This is a genomic window from Sorangium sp. So ce426 (assembly GCF_051475585.1).
Taxonomy (GTDB): Bacteria; Myxococcota_A; Polyangia; order Polyangiales; family Polyangiaceae; genus Sorangium; species Sorangium cellulosum_B.
In genome coordinates this window covers 12,097,278-12,113,265 of record NZ_CP150341.1, presented here as the reverse complement: position 1 = coordinate 12,113,265, position 15,988 = coordinate 12,097,278, and the positions used below count along the sequence as shown (strand labels likewise).

Here is a 15,988-nt window from a genome sequence, read left to right as displayed (position 1 = left end):
CGTGGGAGGCGCGCTCAGCCGGTCGCCCTCCGCCGCGGCGGGCGCGGGGCGTTCGGCCATCGTTGCGGACTGCGGGCCCTCGGCGCGGCCCGGCGCACGCCGCTCGCGGCCGGCGCCGGGGCGCTCAGGTGCCCGCGGCGCAGGTAGTAGGCGAGGAGCGTGTCCAGCAGCCGGGCGTTCATGGGGGGACACGCGATCGCCGTGCCGGCCAGCCCGTCGATCGTGTTCTGGCAGTCGTAGACGGGCATCCGCGCGTACAGCTCCCATCGGGTCAGGTCGCCGTGGACCTTCTCGGTCAGCATCGGCAGGAGGGGAAGGAACGGGCTGTCGCTCGATCGCCGTACCCGCGCCAGCAGCTGCTCGCACCATTGCGCGTACGGCAGCCGCGCCAGCGGATAGCCGCGGGAGACGAGCAGATCGAAGAAGCCGTTCAGATCGAGCCGCTGGGACGGCGGGGGCACCAGGTGGAACGCCTTTCCCAGCGAGCCCGGCCGGGAGGACAGGCGCACGATCGCCCGGCTGACGTAGTCGACCGTCACGAATTCCTTGCTCTGCGCGGGGAGGTCGGGGGCACAGCGCATCTCGATGCAGCCTTTGATCATTCTGCTTACGAAGTCGGTCAGGTTGGCGGCGCCCGTCTGGCTGTGACCCAGGATGAATCCGGGGCGGAGGACGGTGACGGGCACCCCGCGCGCGCGCGCGATCCACACGAGCTTCTCGGCGACCCACTTGCTCTGGGAATAGCCCATGTCCGTGTGGAGGTGGTCCACCCAGCGATCGAGATCGTCGCTCTCCCGCACGGTCTGGGCGCCGGTGAAATAGCCGATCTGGCCGATGACCCCGATCGTCGAGACGTGGTGCACGGGCTTCGTCCGGCCCAGGCAGGCGAGCCGCAAGACCTCCTGTGTCCCCAGCACGTTCGCCGCCTTGTGGGACGCGTACGGCTTGATGTAATTGACCTCGGCGCCGGCGTGATAGATCGCGTCGACGCGCCGCGCGAGCGCCTCGAAGCGAGCCGGGGTGAGCCCGAGCAGCGGCTCCCTCAGGTCGCCCGGCACGGCGACGATCCTCGCGCTCGCCGCCGGATCCCAGAGCGAATAGGCCGAAAGGCTCTGCCGCAGTCTCGCAAGGCCTGCGGCGGCGTCGGGCGCGCGGACCAGGCAATGGACCGTGGCGCGCGTCTGCGTGAGGAGCTCGCGCACGAGAAAGGCGCCCAGGAACCCCGTGGCGCCGGTGAGGAAGACGTGGCGAGGCGGAGCGCTCGTGTTGACGAACGAGCCGCAAGGGCGGATGTCGGGGGCGAGGGCGGCCTCCGCGCGGAGGTCGATCGCGCCCATCGACGCCGCGGCGCCGCGCGCCTTCCAGCGCCGCGCCTCCTCGACGGCACGGGCGAGCCCGGCCAGGGTGGGTGACTCGAACAGCCGGCGCGCGGGCACGTCGACCTGGAAGGCCGTCCGCACCTGGAGGAGCACCTGCGCCGCCAGCAGGGAGTTTCCGCCGAGCTCGAAGAAGTCATCGTCGACCTCCGGGCGATCGGCATGGAGGACGGACGCCCAGATCTCGGCCACCCGGCGCTCGATCGGAGAGCGGGTGCTCTCCGGAGAGCGGGTGCTCTCCGGCTCTCCGGTGTGCAGCCGGCCGGCGTCGGGCGGCGGCAGCGCCCGGCGATCGACCTTCCCTGTCGCGGCGAGCGGCAGCGATGGCAGCACGACGAACGCGGCCGGGATCATGTAGGCGGGCAGCTTCTCCTGCAGAGACCGGCGCAGGCTCCTCGACAGGTCGCGGGACGCGGGACCGCAGCTGTCCACGCCGGCCTCCGCTCCCCGCCACCGATCCCCGTCCGCGGGGCGCGACGGAGGGCCGCCCGGGCCGAAGTCCGAGACGACGTACGCCACGAGGCGCATGTCGCCGGGCGCGTGCTCGTGGAGCACGACAACGGCCTCGCGCACGGAGGGGCACGCGCACAGCGCCGCCTCGATCTCCGCGAGCTCGACGCGGAAGCCACGGATCTTCACCTGGCAGTCGATCCGCCCCAGGAAATCGAGCGACCCATCGGCCAGATAGCGGACCTGATCGCCCGTCTTGTACAGGCGCTCTCCCGGCTCCTCGGGCAAGGGGTTCTGGACGAACGCCGCGGCTGTCAGATCGGGTCGGTTCAGGTAGCCTCGGGAGAGCCCGTCGCCGGCGACGTAGAGCTCACCGGGGACGCCCACCGGCACCGGCTGGAGCCGGCGGTCCAGGACATAGACGCGCGTGTTCGAGATGGGCCGTCCGATCGGCACGCGGGAGGCGCCCTCCGGGACCGCGCGCACGAGGTGAGCCGTGGAGAACGTCGTGTTCTCGGTCGGACCGTAGCCGTTCACGAGGTGCTTCGGGGCGCCTTTCAGGAGCACCTCTCTCGACAGCTTCGGATTGAGCACGTCGCCGCCGACGACGAGGTAGGAGAGCCCCTGAAAGGCGTCCGGGCTCACTCGCGCGAGGTGGTGGAAGAGCGCCGTGGTCAGGAACAGGACGGAGATGCCTTCTCGCCGGAGGAGCGCGGGCAGCGCTTCCGGTGACAGCAGCGTCTCGTGAGACACGATGACGAGGCAAGCGCCGTTGAGCAGCGCGCCCCAGATCTCGAACGTCGACGCGTCGAACGAGAGGCTGGAGGCGTGCGCCACGCGATCCGATGGCCCGAACGCGACATAGCCTGTGTCCCGTACGAGACGGACGACCCCTCGGTGCGGGACAGCGACGCCCTTGGGCCGGCCGGTCGAGCCCGAGGTGAACATCACGTAGGCGAGATCGGTCGCGGCAGCAGGGATGGCGGGGTTTCTGTCGTCGCGGGGCGCCCCGTCGTCCTCGTCGAGGCACATGACGTCCCCGCGGAAGTCGAGCCGCGTCACCAGCGCTCGCCGCCCGAGCACGAGGCTCACCGCCGCGTCCTCCAGCATGAAGCGCAGCCGCTCGTCTGGCATGCTCGGATCGAGGGGCACGTAGGCGCCGCCGGCCTTGAGGACGCCGAGCAGGGCGACGAGCGCGCGCGACGACCGCTCGGCGAGGACGGCCACGCGCAGGTCGGGGCCGGCGCGGCGCGCGGAGATCCGATGAGCGAGCCGGTTGGCGCGGCGGTCGAGCTCGCGGTAGGTGAGCGCCTCGTCGCCCTCGATGACGGCGATGGCGTCGGGCGTCCGCGCGGCGTGCTCCTCGAAGAGCGCATGAATGCACGCGTCGCGCGGATAGGCGGTCCGCGTCGCGTTCCAGACGACGGTCACCCGGCGCCGCTCCTCCGGCGTGAGCAGCGGAATCTCGGCGATCGGCCGCTCGGCGTCCTCCGCGACGCCTGCGAGCAGGAGACCGAGATGGTCCAGCATCCGCTCGATCGTCCCGGGATCGAACACGTCGGCGCTGTAGGTCATCGTCGCGACGAGCGATCGCTCCAGCGCCGTGACGGACAGCGACAGATCGACCGGCGCGGCCGGGCGGGCGCGCGAGCGCCGCGCCGCCGTCGCCCCCCTGATCGCGGCGCGGCGCAGCACATCCCCGGGTCGCACGAGCTCGAAGGTGGTCTGGAACGTCGGGTGATCGCTCGTGTCCTCCGCCCCCCCGGGCCCCGCGAGCGGCTGGTCCAGAGGCGCGTGGCGGCGGGCCTCGGCCGAGGCGATCTGCGCGGCGAGCTGCGCGAGGAGGCCTCGAAAGCCGAGCTCCTCGTCGATGCGGGCGCCAAGGACGAGCGGGCAGCGGGGCCCAGGCGCCGCGCGCCAGCCCCGCCGGCCGCCGCGGCGAGGCCAGGGTGTCCCGATCACGATCTCGCTCTGAACGGTATGGCGGTAGAGCAGCGCCGCATAAGCGGAGAGCAGGGTGACGAAGAGCGTCGCGCCCGAGCCCCGGCGCACGCGGTCGAGCTCCCGGACGAGCCGAGGCGGCAGCTCTCGCGACGCCGACGCGCGACATCGCGAAGGCGCGGGCGGGCGTGGGCGATCGGTCGCGAGATCGAGCGCGGGGAGCTCGCGCGGGAGCTCCCCCGGCGCGTGGGACAGACGTGCCTGTGTCGCGTGAGCGCGCATGATCGAACCTCCCCGTTGAACTGCAGAGGACGATGCGTGGGAGCTCAGACGGTCATCGAGCGTGCCTTGCGCTTCAGCGCATAGGCGATACCACTTTGCAGGGTGCCGCAGGTGACGAGCCCTCTGAGCTCGGTGCCAAGATCGACGAGCGCCTGCGCGACGACGGGGCGGACGCCTGACAGCACGACGTCGGCGCCGAGCAGCCTCGCCGCCTGCGCGACGCGGACCAGCGCGGCGGCCACCTCTGCGTCCACGGCCTTCACGCCGGTGATATCGAGTATGGCCACCGCCGCTTGCCTCTCGCCGAGGGCGTTCAGGAGCGTCTCCAGGATCTGCTGCGCGCGCTCCCGGTCGATCGCCCCGATGAGGGGCATCGCGATCACGCCGTCGGCGATCGGGATGAGCGGCGTGCCGAGCTCCCGGAGCGCCGCCTGCTGCGCCTGGATCACCCGCATCTGGGCGAGCGTCTCCTCCTCGTACCGGAGCTGCTCCGTGATGTCCCTGAAGAACGCCGCCATGCCCGTCGGCTCGCCCGCCGGGCCCATGACCACGAAGGCGCTGGTCTGCCCCATCCACTCGCTCCCGTCGGGGCGCCGGATCTTGAGGACGCCGCGCCATGCGCCGTCCTTCATCAGGATCGGCAAGACCTCGTCGGAGAGCCGGCGGAAGGTCTCCGGCATATAGAAGTCATTCAGCCCGCAGCCGACCGCGGCGTCGCCGAAGCCGCTCATCGCCTTGAAGGCGGTGTTGGCGTAGACGACCTGCCCGCTCATGGACGTCAATGTGATACCATCCAGCGCATTGTCAATCAACGTCTTGGAGACGCCGAGCTCTTCGGCCTGGCGGCGCTGCTCCACCTCCATGTCCTTTCGACCTGTGATGTCCTGGACTACGCTCATGACCTGGCGCGGCTTGCCGGCGCCATCCCGCGCGAGGACGATCTCGCGCCTCGTGACCCAGCACCACGACCCGTCGGCCTTGCGCAGCCGATACGCGAGCTCCGCCGAGTCGCTCGCCTGGCCTTCTCCCGCGTGATCGAGCTGCTCGCGAGCCCGGGTCTGGTCGTCGGGGTGCGCGAGCGTCACGAACGCATCGAGGCCGGCGAGGCCCGCTTCGTCCGCCGCATATCCGAGCTCGCCGGCCAGCGAGCGGTTCTCGTAGAGCTTTCGCTGCTCGACAGGATCGTGGACGCAGAGCAGGCACGGAATTGCCTGTAGCACGGCGTTCGTACGGCTGAGCTCGGCGCGCAGATCCCGCTCGATCTGCTCTAGCCTGGACACACGAGCGCGCAGGGCGGCAAGCTCGCCATGGTGCGATTGGAGAACCGTCTCGTGAGGTTCCATCGATTTCCCCCGATGCTGGCTGCTGGCAAAGGTCAGGCGGCGGCGACGCTGGACACCTCGCCTCCACCAGCGACGCTACACCTGATGAGACGCCTTAGACAGCATCAATCTCGGCAGGAAGAGCGTCACAGTGGGGACAGCAGGGCCCGCTGATCTGTATTGTCACAGCGAGGACGTTTGCTGCGGTTATCGACTTATTGTGCGGTCCGGCGCCTGGTCGATTGCTTGGCTGCGCGCGTCTCCGACGGAGCGGGCCCGCGCGTGGCGCGGCTCGATGTGACGGATGCCCAGCGTCGCAATCGTGCGCTCGTCGCATGCAGACGGTCAAAAAAACCTGTTAACAAACACCGCCCGTCTGGCGCTGTCGTTCCCTGTGCGTCACTCTGGGCACCGCACCACCGCGTTGCGGTTTACCGACGGTCCGCCGGGCGAGCTCGCGCCTGCCGCAGCAGCCGGTGGGGAGAAGACGGGCGCGCGGCACGCAGCCGCCCGCCGCGAGCGGGAAAGGACGAGCCTCGGCTCGTTCGTCTTAGCCCCGCGTCTGGCTTGGGCTGGGTGGGCATCGCCAGCCAGCGTGAGCAGCGCGCCCGAGAGCCAGAACGGGCCTCACGCGAGACAGGCCCGGATCGAGCACGATTGAATAGGCTCGATGGATTGTCGCGTAACGCGGGGATGGTGCGCAAGATGCCGGACGACTTCGGTTATTCGCGACCGCGTTCCGGGTGCGGGCCCGAGAAGATCACCGTCTTCTCCGCGTGCTCCCAGCTCCCCCGCGAGCGGCACCTCGGACAGGGCGGACGCAGCGCGTCCGGGTGAACCTTGACGAAGCCCGCTCGGTCATGTTGCCGTGCGCCGAATCCAGGTAGACTTCTCCATCTGGGAGCACGCGGGACCATGGCGACGGCGGAGTAGCTCAAGGCGCTGCTGAAGAGCTACAGCGAGGGCGACGAGGAGCGCTTCTACGCCGTGGCGATGCAAGTCGCCGCTCACGCCGCCCGGCAGGGGCACGGCAAGCTGGCCCAGGAGCTGCGCGAGCTCATCGACACGGCAAAGGGAGCACCTCGGCGAGGTGAGCGGGTGCCGCACCCGGTCGTGCAGCCGCGCGGTGAGCTCGCCGGCCCGCTCTCCGTCAGCTACCCGAAGACGCGCCTCTCGGACATGGTCCTGGAGCCGAAGCTCCAGGCTCGCCTCGAGCGTATCCTCCTCGAGCAGCGCCAGCGCGAGAAGCTCCTCACTCACGGCCTCGCTCCACGGCGCAAGATCCTCCTCGTCGGGCCGCCCGGGACGGGGAAGACGCTCACGGCCCGCGTCCTCGCGGGTGAGCTCTCGCAGCGGCTCTTCACGATCCTCCTCGACGGCATCATCACCAGGTTCATGGGCGAGACGGCCGCGAAACTCCGGCTCGTCTTCGACGCGCTCCAGCACACGCGCGGCGTCTACCTCTTCGACGAGTTCGACGCCCTCGGGAGCCACAGGACGTCGCAGAACGACATCGGCGAGATCCGCCGCGTGCTCAACTCGTTCTTCCAGTTCCTCGAGCAGGACGAGACGGAAAGCCTCATCATCGCCGCAACGAACCAGCCCGAGTTCGCCAGTGCGCCCGGCTTCGACTTGGCGCTCCAGAGTTTTAACGTGAGGAGCGCGGGCATCGAGATGGTGACCAGCCGAACGTTGGCCGGCGTGACCTACGCGACGGTGTACGTGCCCAAGGGACAACTCGGCTACTTCGAGAAGAACGTCGAGGAGTACCTCACGGAGCGCGCGCCCAGAGGGAACCCGAAGAACAGGCCGCTCATCGAGAGTATCGCGGAGATCCTCTCGAATGCCCCTGATCGAGCGAGCGGACTGGGCCAAGGATCTTGAGGGCCGCATTGCCAGACCTACCCCGGACGCGCCCGCAGCCTGCATCCTCGACACCGGCGTAAACGCTGGGCACCCGCTGCTCGAGGCGGCCACCTCGGAGCGCGACTTGCACACCTGCAATCCTGCGTGGGGCGTTCAGGATGACGACTGTCACGGCACAGAGATGGCTGGCATCGCGCGCTACGGTGATCTCTCGGAGCCGCTGCTCTCGGCCTCCTTGGTCTCCGCGCGGCCCCCGAGTCGTTCTGGCGTCCCGATCAACCCCCGAGGCCAACATCGGTTATTTTTGGCGAGGCTCGGACGCACGATCCAGCCTCCGCCCGGACACTCTATCCCGCGGGCTCAGGTGGCCTCGAACGGAGGCGGGTCGGGTAGCTGGGAAGCGAACCGGCACGGGTGCGGGCGAGCTATGAGGTGCGAGCGCGGCGGGTGGATCGGCTTGGCGTTGTGTATCTGTGGCCGGCAACGGGGTGAGCTGCACCGGGTTCACCCTCTGCGATCGTGCCGACGGCCGATCGTCCCGATCACAGCCCGGGCCCGACCGAGCTCGACGATGGACAAAACCATGACTTCGGCCAGGGGGAAGGATAAGGTTGGCCATGTCTCCTCCCACGGCCCTCCTCGTTTCGCGGTACCGCGCGTTCGCGGGCGACGAGGTCTTGCCCTTGCGGCCGCTGACGATGCTGTACGGCCGCAACAACTCCGGGAAGAGCGCGCTCGCGCGTGCGCTCCGGATCGTCGGCGCCTCGGTGACCGAGGACGCCGCGAGTGCGCTGGTCGTCCCGCCCGAGATCCTCCGTGAAGGGAGCTTCACGGATCTGGCTTGGCAGGGGGACGCAGGCAATTACTCCTTCGACTTGGCGCTGCGCTGGGACGACGGCGAGTTGCGGGAGGCACGCTACACCCTGGATGGTGGCCCGGGGCGAGCCGCGTATGTGAAGGAGCTGTTTCTCAAGGGTGAGGGGGGCAAGCTCCTGTGGGCGGGGATCGCTCCGGCGGACCACCCGATGCGACCCCAAGCCGGTCACCAAGGCGGCGAACTGCGCTTCGTCGGGCTGATCCCGCAGGAGTCCGACGTGCCCGCGGTGCGGGCGCTGGCCGAGCGCATGCGAGCCCTCCGCGGTCGGGTGCGCTGGCTAGACGGGGTCCGCGCCCGCCCCGAGCGCGAGATCAAGCGCACCGGGAGTCTGCCTCGGGACGCTCCAGATGGATCCGACGCGGTCAGGATCCTGATCGAGCGGCCGGAGCTGGTAAGCGAGGTCAGGCGTTTCTACGCGGAGCTGGACCCGCCTCGCGACCTCGAGGTCATGGAGGTGCTCGACGTCGCCCACCGGATCCTCCTCACCCCCAAGAGCCGAGCGAGCTTCCGCATCGATCTCGTCGACGCTGGGGAGGGCATGGCCCAGGTGCTCCCCGTGCTCGTCAGGGCGACGGTGGCGGCGCGCGAGGGTCTGGGGAGCTTGCTCGCGGTGGAAGAACCGGAGAGCCACCTCCACCCCGACGCACAGACGATCCTGGCGCGCTTCCTGTGCGCCATCGCAGCGGGGCAGACGCCCCCCACCCTGATGCTGGAGACGCATAGCCGCGTGTTCTTGCTGGGCGTGCAGCTCGCGATCGCGGAAGGCCGTCTGCCGCCCGACCGGGTCGGACTTGCCTGGATCGATCAGGACGCGACCGGGCGCAGCCATATCACGCCCGTGGAGCTTTCGCCTTCCGGTCACCCACAAGCAGGCTGGCCGAGCGTTGCTCTCGGGGAGGACCTCCGCCTCGCAGGGGAGCTTGCCCGGCTGAGCATGAGGCGGAAGAGCTGAGCCGTGCGATTGGTCCTTGATCGGGCGCTCTTTGCGCCGCAATCCGGGCGGGAGGCGGGCGAGCTGTTACGCCTGTTCACGGCGGCGATTGACGACGTAGCGCCCCATGCGGTGCAGACCGATCCTCCCTACGTGCTCGGCGCCGACAATCAGGAGATCGACGCCTGGCTCGCCGGGCGACACGCGGAGGAGGCTGGCGCGCTGCAAGCCGTGCTCGCGCAGGGCAATGTCCTCGCGAGCGGCGCCCGGGGCGCTGCCTCCGTCGACCCGGCGCCCCTGCCGAGTTGGCGCCTCGCGGGCGGGTTCGACGTGCGGGTAGAGCGGCGGGCCGCAAGCGACTGGGGAGCCTTGCAGCTCACGCTCGCGGACGCGATCGATCTGCTTCGGGAGCCAGTGCACTTGCTGCTGGAGAACGAGTTCAACGACCTCGCGTTCGTCTGCCACTTGGCGGGCCCGACGCTGGGGCCGGTCCTCCGCCGGCTGCATGCCGCGTCTGGGCGCCTTCATGTCCACGGCGGCGGTGGTGGGCAGGCGAAAACCTGGCTCGAAGCCTTGATCGAGCCGCCATTGACGGCCGCGAAATGGCGCCGCGCACTCCGCGCGTGGGTGCTCTTCGATCAGGACTCCGGCGATCCCGATGCGCGCGACCCGTCGCGCACCGCCGTGGACATGATGACCCTCTGCGAGCGGGTCCACGCGGCGTTCCCCGCTGGCCTGACGTGGAGCTGCCTGCGACGGCGCGAGATCGAGTCCTATGTCCCCGACGCCGGGCTCCACGCAGAGGCCACGGCGACGCACGGCGCGATGGTCCAGCAGATCGTCGACTGGCGCCGTGACCCAGCCCTCGCGCCGCTGGCGTGGGCCTTCGACCTCAAGCTAGGCCTCCGCGGCGATCTCAGGTCGAGCTTGCCACAGGCGACCCGTGAAGCCGTGAAGCGGAAGACGCTCGCACTCGACGCCACCATGCTGAAGGTTCCCTTCGACGCCCTGGGCCCTGCCGAGGTGGCCGCGCTGGATTCGGGGCTCGGAAAGAGCCGCCTCAACGATGCCCTCAAGGCGGACCCGCCGTCGGGCTGGACGTCCGACATTCCCGCCGAGTACGACCGCGGCCCGGCCCACCAAGCACCCCGGCTGGCCCTCATCCAGTCGCTCTTCGATCGGATTTAGCTATGGAACGCAAGATGTTCGACACGCCGGTGCTGCCTCGCCTGGCGACCATTCTGGCCGAGGTGAAGTCCGGCGACCTTGTCGTCCCCCGCTTCCAGCGCCCCTTCGTCTGGGACGACGATCGGCGCCTGCAGTTGCTGGACAGCATCGCGCAGGGCATGCCGATCGGCAGCTTGCTGGTCTGGCGCACGAGCCGGCGGGACCTCGAGACGTACGAGCGGGTAGGCGGGATCCGGCTCGAAAGGGCACGCCAGGGCGACGAGAAGGTCAACTACCTGCTCGACGGGCATCAGCGCATCTCCACCCTCTTCGGCGCCCTGCAATCCGGAGAGCGCGAGCCTCCTGGCAAGGACGACGACACGCGCTGGCCCTTGTTCTATGAACTGGGCGCCAAGGAACGCCCGGCCTTCCGGATCGCGCCGCGTCGAGGCGACCCCCCAGTCCACTGGCTCCCGCTCGATATCCTGCTCGACGGTGACGCGCTCTTCGACTTCACCCAGCGCCTCCGTCTGGAGAGCAAGCGCGACCTCGCCCGGGAAGCCGAGAACCTCGCCAACATCTTCCGCGACTACATCATCCCCATCGTCCCCTTGGTGACCGAGGAACTGGACACCGTGACCGATGCGTTCGTGCGCATCAATAGCCAGGGCAAGGGGATGACCGAGGCCCACATGCTGCGGGCGCTCACGCACCTCAAGACCATCGACACCGACCAGCATTTCTCGGAGGTGCGCGCCCGCCTGCAAGCCGTCGGCTGGGGTCGGCTCGACGACCAGGTGCTGGTCAACGTCCTCAAGGCGATGCTCGGCCTGGATGTTTATGCCTCCGGCGTGCGCCGCGTCCACGAGATGCTGAAGACAGACTCGAAGCCCCTCGGCGCCCTCGCGTCCGCGGTCGAGGAGGCGGTCGAGGCACTGAATGCGATCGGGGTCTGCGGGCCGCCCGCACTCCCGTATGCCTACCAGCTCGTCACGCTAGCGGCCATCGCCGCGCGCTTCCCCGGGAGGCTGGGTGAGCCCGGTGTGCGGGACAACCTGAGGCGCTGGTTCTGGATCACCACCTATACCGAGCACTTCACGGGCATGACGGGCAGCGGTATCCGGGACACCATCGAGGACCTCGCGAGCAAGCTGTGGGGCCCGCCGATCAAGGCTGACCTCGTGGAGACCGTAGAGCTGCTCCCCGCGTTCCGACTGCCCTCGGTTCGAGCCCGGGCATTCCTGCTCTTCCTGGCGCAGCTCCCAGAGAACGAGACGGCACGCTCGCAGCACCAGCAACTGCTCGGCATGGACGACGTCAGATCGGCTCCCTTGCTCTACCCGGACTGGTCGAGGAGCGATCCCGCGAACCGCGTCATCGCGGCTCCTGCCGAGCTCCGCAAGCTTCGCGCTGCCCTGCAGAGGGGCCAGATCCTGACGTCCGACCTGGCAGATGCGCACGGCATCCCTGAGGAAGCCGTGCGGGTCCTCCCAGACCCCAAGGCGTTTTTGGACGCGCGCCGTAACTGGCTGTTCCGCCACGAGAAGGCGTTCGTCGAGAGCTTCGTTAAAGACGCCCCCTCACCCAGGCGCTGAATCTACCGGTGGGCCATCGACGTCGACCAGTACGTGCGCGATGTCCCGGATCACCGTTGCTTCCTACCGTCAACGGGGCTTACACCGCGAAGCTGACAGCCTGCCATCGCTATCGTAGGCTAGCGCTCGCGGAGCGTGAGATCGGCCCTATTCAGAGGATGCCTCGCTTGTGCCGTCCATGTGTCGCAACCTTGCACTATCAGGGGGAACTGGACGGGCTCCGGTGGAGCGCCAAGACACGAATATTCCCGAGCAATCTCCGCAATTTATGAACTAAACTCGCGTTTCGTATAGGTTTCCGGAAACCACCTCGCAGAGTTTGAATCCCGGCGCTTACGCCACAGACACGGCGGGAGCCGTGTCTTCATTTGTTTTTACGACCTGCGTGTGACCCGACAAATTTTGACATCGTTTAACGGCTTAACACGAGAATCACCTGCTACGGCCTTTCGAGGAGGGCATCCTCGCAGACCACTGTGGTGAGGCGGGCGCAATCGCGGGACTCGGGACTCCTCACTTCACGCTCCTTGCCTCACCTCACGCGCCCAGCCACAGCCCTCACCTCGCCTCAAACACCGCGCGGGAAGTCCCCCTGCGGCGGGAAGCGCGGGTCTTCCGTCGGATCGGGCGACGGCGGCTCCGGCTGCTCCGGCCCCGGATCCCCCGGGTTCGGCGGCAGCGGGGCATCCTCGTCGTCGCCGGGAATGTCCGTCTTTGCGAGCTCATGCGTGCGATGGTTCATGACGGCCTTCCGCTGCAATTTTCAAACCGGAGCATCCGGCGGCCCAGGAGCCGCACCGGCTTGACGCCCCCGCCCGGCCCCCCTGATCTGCAGCAGCGTGCTCTCGATCCGCCACGACCCCTTCCCGCTGGAGGCCGCCCGCGACCTGCTCGGCATCGTGCGGGCGCTCTACGCCGAGGCGCGCTCCCGCGGGGCCAGCGTGGCAGATCTCCACGCCATCGCGGCGGTCGGCGACGACCTCCGGCAGGCGATCGCCCTCGCCGAGGCCCATCCGCCCGGCACGCTCGGCTTCTCCTCGGCGTGGGCCCGCGCCGAGCGCGCGGCCGGACGCGTCGGCGAGCTCGCGGACGCGGTCGCGCCCGCCGCGCCCATCGTCCGCGCCGCCCTGGCGCGCGTGGGCGGGGGCAGCGTCGGCGGGGGCAGCGTCACCCCCGGCGGCTGAGCGCCCCCGCGATCGGGTGGTCCGGCGCGATGGGCCAGGTGAGCGCGCGCGACGCGGCCGCGCAGTACGCGACGAGGCGCTCGCGCGGCACCGGGGGGCGCGCGCCGAGGCGGCCGAGGTTGTCGACGAGCAGCTCGAGGCAGGTGTTGCCCGTCCGCTCCCCGACGCCGAGCGCCGTGGCGTGGACCCGCTCGACGCCGCTCGCCACCGCCCAGAGCGCTGCCGCGAGGCCGAGCCCGCGATCGTTGTGGCCGTGCCAGTCGAGCTCGATCCCGGTCGCCCCCAGCGCGCCCAGCTCGCGCCGGGCGAACGCGACGAGCGCCTCGACGCCCGGCGGGGTGACATGGCCGGTCGTGTCGCAAAGGCAGAGGCGCGCCGCGCCGGCGTCGACGGCGGCGCGGAAGAGCGTGCGGAGCATGTAGGGCGGCGAGCGGGTCGCGTCCTCCGCGACGAGGCAGAAGGGCAAGCCAGCCGCCGCGGCCGCCCGCCCGGCCTCGTCGACGCTGCGGGCCAGGAAGTCAGGCCCCCACCCCTCGACGAAGTGCCGGATCGGCGAGCTGCCGATGAACGCGTAGACCATGATCGGCGCCCCGGTGCGCTCGGCCACCCGGGCGACCTCCTCGACGTCCGCGGCGAGGGTGCGCGCGGCCGCGGTCAGGCCGAGAGGCAGGCGGGACGCGACGATCTCCCGGGCGAGCAGGCACGCGTCGTCGAACTGCCGCGGCCCGGTCGCCGGCATGCCGAGGTTCACGACGTCGACACCGACGCTCGCCATCGCATAGAGGAGCTCGATCTTGCGCGCGCGCGGCGGGTTCACCGTGGAGACGCCCTGGATGCCGTCGCGCAACGTCTCGTCGAGCACCTCGACGGGCCGGGCTCCCCGGTCGAAGGGCAGCCACGCCTCGCTCTCGGCGCGCGCGGCGCCCCACGCGTCGGGGACCAGGCTGCCGGGGGGCGGCTGAGGGCCACCGGGGGGCTGAAGGCCATCGCGGGGCGGCTGAAGGCCATCGCGGGGCGGCTGAAGGCCATCGCGGGGCGGCTGAAGGCCATCGCGGGGCGACGGCTGCCCGCCAGGGGGCGACAGCTGCCCGCCAGGGCGCGGCGGGCGCTCCCCGGGCGCCGGCTCGGCGCGGTTCCAGTCGAAGGTGGCCGCAGCGCCGGGATCCCGGCCGTCGGCGCTCATGCGCTGTATCTCATCTCGAAGGGGGCTCTCGGCGTGGCGCGGGCGCGGCGCATCGCGTCGATCCGCGCTGGGGGGAGAGATTACTTCATGTCGGCCGCCGGAGCAGGTCCCAGCAGCGCACGGCGAGCGCCGCGCCGCGGGCGCATCGAGCCGGCGCCCGGCGCCCGCAGGGCCGGACCACCGCGCCCGCCGGCGGGAGCGGCTTTCCGCGCGGAGAGCAGCAGCGTAAAAAGCTGACCAAGGAGCAACTTGCTGCTCCGGGACACCTGCCGCTCCGGGAGCTTCGATCATGCCAGACTTCGCCGCACGGTGATGGAGGACAAGCGGACAGACGAGCTCGCCCTCTCCAGTGAACGTCCTCGCGCCGCTCGCGGCAGGCATCGACGAGGTGGCCGCGGGCGGCAGACATACGTGCGCGCGCGAGGGCGCCGAGGTCTACTGTTCTGGCAACGACTACAACGCCGAGGGGCAGCTCGGCGTGAGCCAAGGGGTCGGCGACCAGCCTTCGCCGGTCGCGGTCAAGTTCGAGCCCTGAGCGGGGGCGGCGCTCGCGAAACGCGCCGTCGCATCGCACACCCTCGTCGTGCTCGCGGCGATCATCGCAGCGAGTCAGCCGGGTTGTCATCGAGGGTGGAAGTGCCAGGGCGGCGCCGTGTGGCGCCCCGATGCCTCGTGCTGGTCGACCCTCGACACCACGATACGGCCTCAGCGCCTCAACATGTGCTCGTGCCACGGGGCGCTCAGCTTGCCCGAGGTCGAGTGGATGGAGTGTTCGCGCGGACGCGAGCAAGATCCCACGGCGGTGCCTTTCGTGACGCACACGGTGCTCTACGCAGCGCGCGGCGGCGCGCTCCGCCGCGCGCCGTGATCGGGCGCGGCAGCCGCTTGCGCGGCAGCCTGGCGGCGCTGGACCCGGGCGGTGGAAAATCAGGCAGCCTTGCCTTCCCAGGGAGGCGTAGGAGCGCCGCAGAAGACAGGTCTGTATTTCGCGCCACATAGGGTGCCTCCTCTCGCAGGCAGTTCCGTGTGATGAACTACTATCAAGTCGATTCCAGCAGGCATCCATGTATGCCATATTACTTTCGGATCGGTTCTCGCAGGCAGGCCTGCATGATGCCTTACATCCGAAGGCGTTCTCGCGGTCGGACGCAACCAGCGCTGCATGATTTGTCATTTCCCGACGTGAGCAGATAGGCCCAGGTCATGGCGGCTTGCGTCCCGGCGCCCTTGCGGAGTTCCTCTTGAGACGAAGAGCGCCGATCCCAACCTCCCGTCGCCAGACAGCCGGGGGCGGGCGCATCGCGTCCTTGCTCCTCATCGCCGCTCAGCGATATGGTGAGTCGCCTGGGCTCCGCATGCCGCCAAGGCGGAGCTTGTACTCGAGCGCGTCGATCTCGACCTCCAGCTCGAAGCGCGCGCGCTCGAGCGCGCGCCTGCGGCGGGCGGCAGCGACGACGAAGGGGCCGACGAGCAGCAAAGCGACCATCACGAGGCCGGCGTCCAGCAGCACGCTCGTCCACGTGGCGGCGCTGGGATAACGTTAACGTGGAAGGCGTGCTGGGCCAATGGGCCAACGTCCATGGATGCCGGGACCCGTCGCGCGGACGAGGGTGCCGCACGAACTCAGCCTCGGGATCCGCGTCCATCGGTGTCGCTTCCTCGCTCGGCCAGGGTACCACCACGCGACGGTGTCGTGCGGCGACATCCACGACCTTGCACGTCGGTCGCGCTTCTGTGTAGGGTTCGCGGTCGCGACATCGTCCGCGCGCGGCCGCTGCGTTCGAGGGGGCCTCGGGTGGACCACAACCTGGTGG

General features: G+C 69.9%; 12 protein-coding genes and 1 pseudogene. 8 read left to right on the top strand and 5 right to left on the bottom strand.

Annotated elements, in window-relative coordinates; all coding sequences use genetic code 11:
- Positions 1 to 14: 14 nt before the first annotated feature.
- Positions 15 to 4,049: a non-ribosomal peptide synthetase gene (locus WMF44_RS45510; protein ID WP_437296294.1), complete on the bottom strand. Its 4,035-nt coding sequence runs from the start codon at positions 4,047 to 4,049 to the stop codon at positions 15 to 17.
- 44 nt (positions 4,050 to 4,093) lie between these two features.
- Entirely contained in the window at positions 4,094 to 5,269 is a 1,176-nt protein-coding gene (locus WMF44_RS45505; protein WP_437296293.1) for a PAS domain S-box protein, read from the bottom strand.
- Between the two features lie 1,044 nt (positions 5,270 to 6,313).
- On the opposite strand from WMF44_RS45505, the gene WMF44_RS45500 reads away from it, so the two are divergent.
- The 5 genes and pseudogenes from WMF44_RS45500 to WMF44_RS45480 all read left to right on the top strand — a co-directional run bounded on the left by WMF44_RS45500 (position 6,314) and on the right by WMF44_RS45480 (position 11,807).
- Positions 6,314 to 7,255, top strand: coding sequence for an AAA family ATPase (locus tag WMF44_RS45500; protein WP_437301683.1), 942 nt, complete (start codon positions 6,314 to 6,316; stop codon positions 7,253 to 7,255).
- Positions 7,215 to 7,445 (top strand): annotated as a pseudogene (locus WMF44_RS45495) (S8 family serine peptidase); the annotation flags it as partial. The gene WMF44_RS45500 and the pseudogene WMF44_RS45495, both read left to right, overlap by 41 nt.
- Positions 7,446 to 7,920: 475 nt before the next feature.
- Positions 7,921 to 9,066, top strand: a complete 1,146-nt coding sequence (locus tag WMF44_RS45490) for an AAA family ATPase (RefSeq protein WP_437296292.1) — start codon at positions 7,921 to 7,923, stop codon at positions 9,064 to 9,066.
- 3 nt (positions 9,067 to 9,069) lie between these two features.
- Positions 9,070 to 10,233 (top strand): hypothetical protein, encoded by a 1,164-nt coding sequence (locus WMF44_RS45485; RefSeq protein WP_437296291.1) that lies wholly within the window; start codon positions 9,070 to 9,072, stop codon positions 10,231 to 10,233.
- A 2-nt stretch (positions 10,234 to 10,235) separates the two neighbouring features.
- Complete coding sequence (locus tag WMF44_RS45480) at positions 10,236 to 11,807, top strand: DUF262 domain-containing protein (RefSeq protein WP_437296290.1); 1,572 nt, start codon at positions 10,236 to 10,238, stop codon at positions 11,805 to 11,807.
- 568 nt (positions 11,808 to 12,375) lie between these two features.
- On the opposite strand, the gene WMF44_RS45475 is transcribed toward WMF44_RS45480, so the two are convergent.
- Positions 12,376 to 12,549 (bottom strand): hypothetical protein, encoded by a 174-nt coding sequence (locus WMF44_RS45475; RefSeq protein ID WP_437296289.1) that lies wholly within the window; start codon positions 12,547 to 12,549, stop codon positions 12,376 to 12,378.
- 97 nt (positions 12,550 to 12,646) lie between these two features.
- On the opposite strand from WMF44_RS45475, the gene WMF44_RS45470 reads away from it, so the two are divergent.
- The gene (locus tag WMF44_RS45470; protein ID WP_437296288.1) at positions 12,647 to 12,991 is read left to right on the top strand and encodes a hypothetical protein; all 345 of its coding nucleotides are present in this window, start codon (positions 12,647 to 12,649) and stop codon (positions 12,989 to 12,991) included.
- Here WMF44_RS45470 and WMF44_RS45465 read toward each other — a convergent pair.
- The gene (locus WMF44_RS45465; protein WP_437296287.1) at positions 12,975 to 14,174 is read right to left on the bottom strand and encodes a 2-isopropylmalate synthase; all 1,200 of its coding nucleotides are present in this window, start codon (positions 14,172 to 14,174) and stop codon (positions 12,975 to 12,977) included. The two genes, WMF44_RS45470 and WMF44_RS45465, sit on opposite strands and share 17 nt — an antisense overlap.
- 349 nt (positions 14,175 to 14,523) lie before the next feature.
- Between WMF44_RS45465 and WMF44_RS45460 the strand changes: the two genes are divergently transcribed.
- Both WMF44_RS45460 and WMF44_RS45455 read left to right on the top strand, forming a co-directional pair.
- Positions 14,524 to 14,709 (top strand): hypothetical protein, encoded by a 186-nt coding sequence (locus WMF44_RS45460; protein WP_437296286.1) that lies wholly within the window; start codon positions 14,524 to 14,526, stop codon positions 14,707 to 14,709.
- A 117-nt stretch (positions 14,710 to 14,826) separates the two neighbouring features.
- A complete protein-coding gene (locus tag WMF44_RS45455; protein ID WP_437296285.1) occupies positions 14,827 to 15,042 on the top strand; it encodes a hypothetical protein in 216 nt (71 codons plus the stop codon).
- A 456-nt stretch (positions 15,043 to 15,498) separates the two neighbouring features.
- Here WMF44_RS45455 and WMF44_RS45450 read toward each other — a convergent pair whose 3' ends face one another.
- Positions 15,499 to 15,684, bottom strand: coding sequence for a hypothetical protein (locus tag WMF44_RS45450; RefSeq protein ID WP_437296284.1), 186 nt, complete (start codon positions 15,682 to 15,684; stop codon positions 15,499 to 15,501).
- Positions 15,685 to 15,988: the final 304 nt, after the last annotated feature.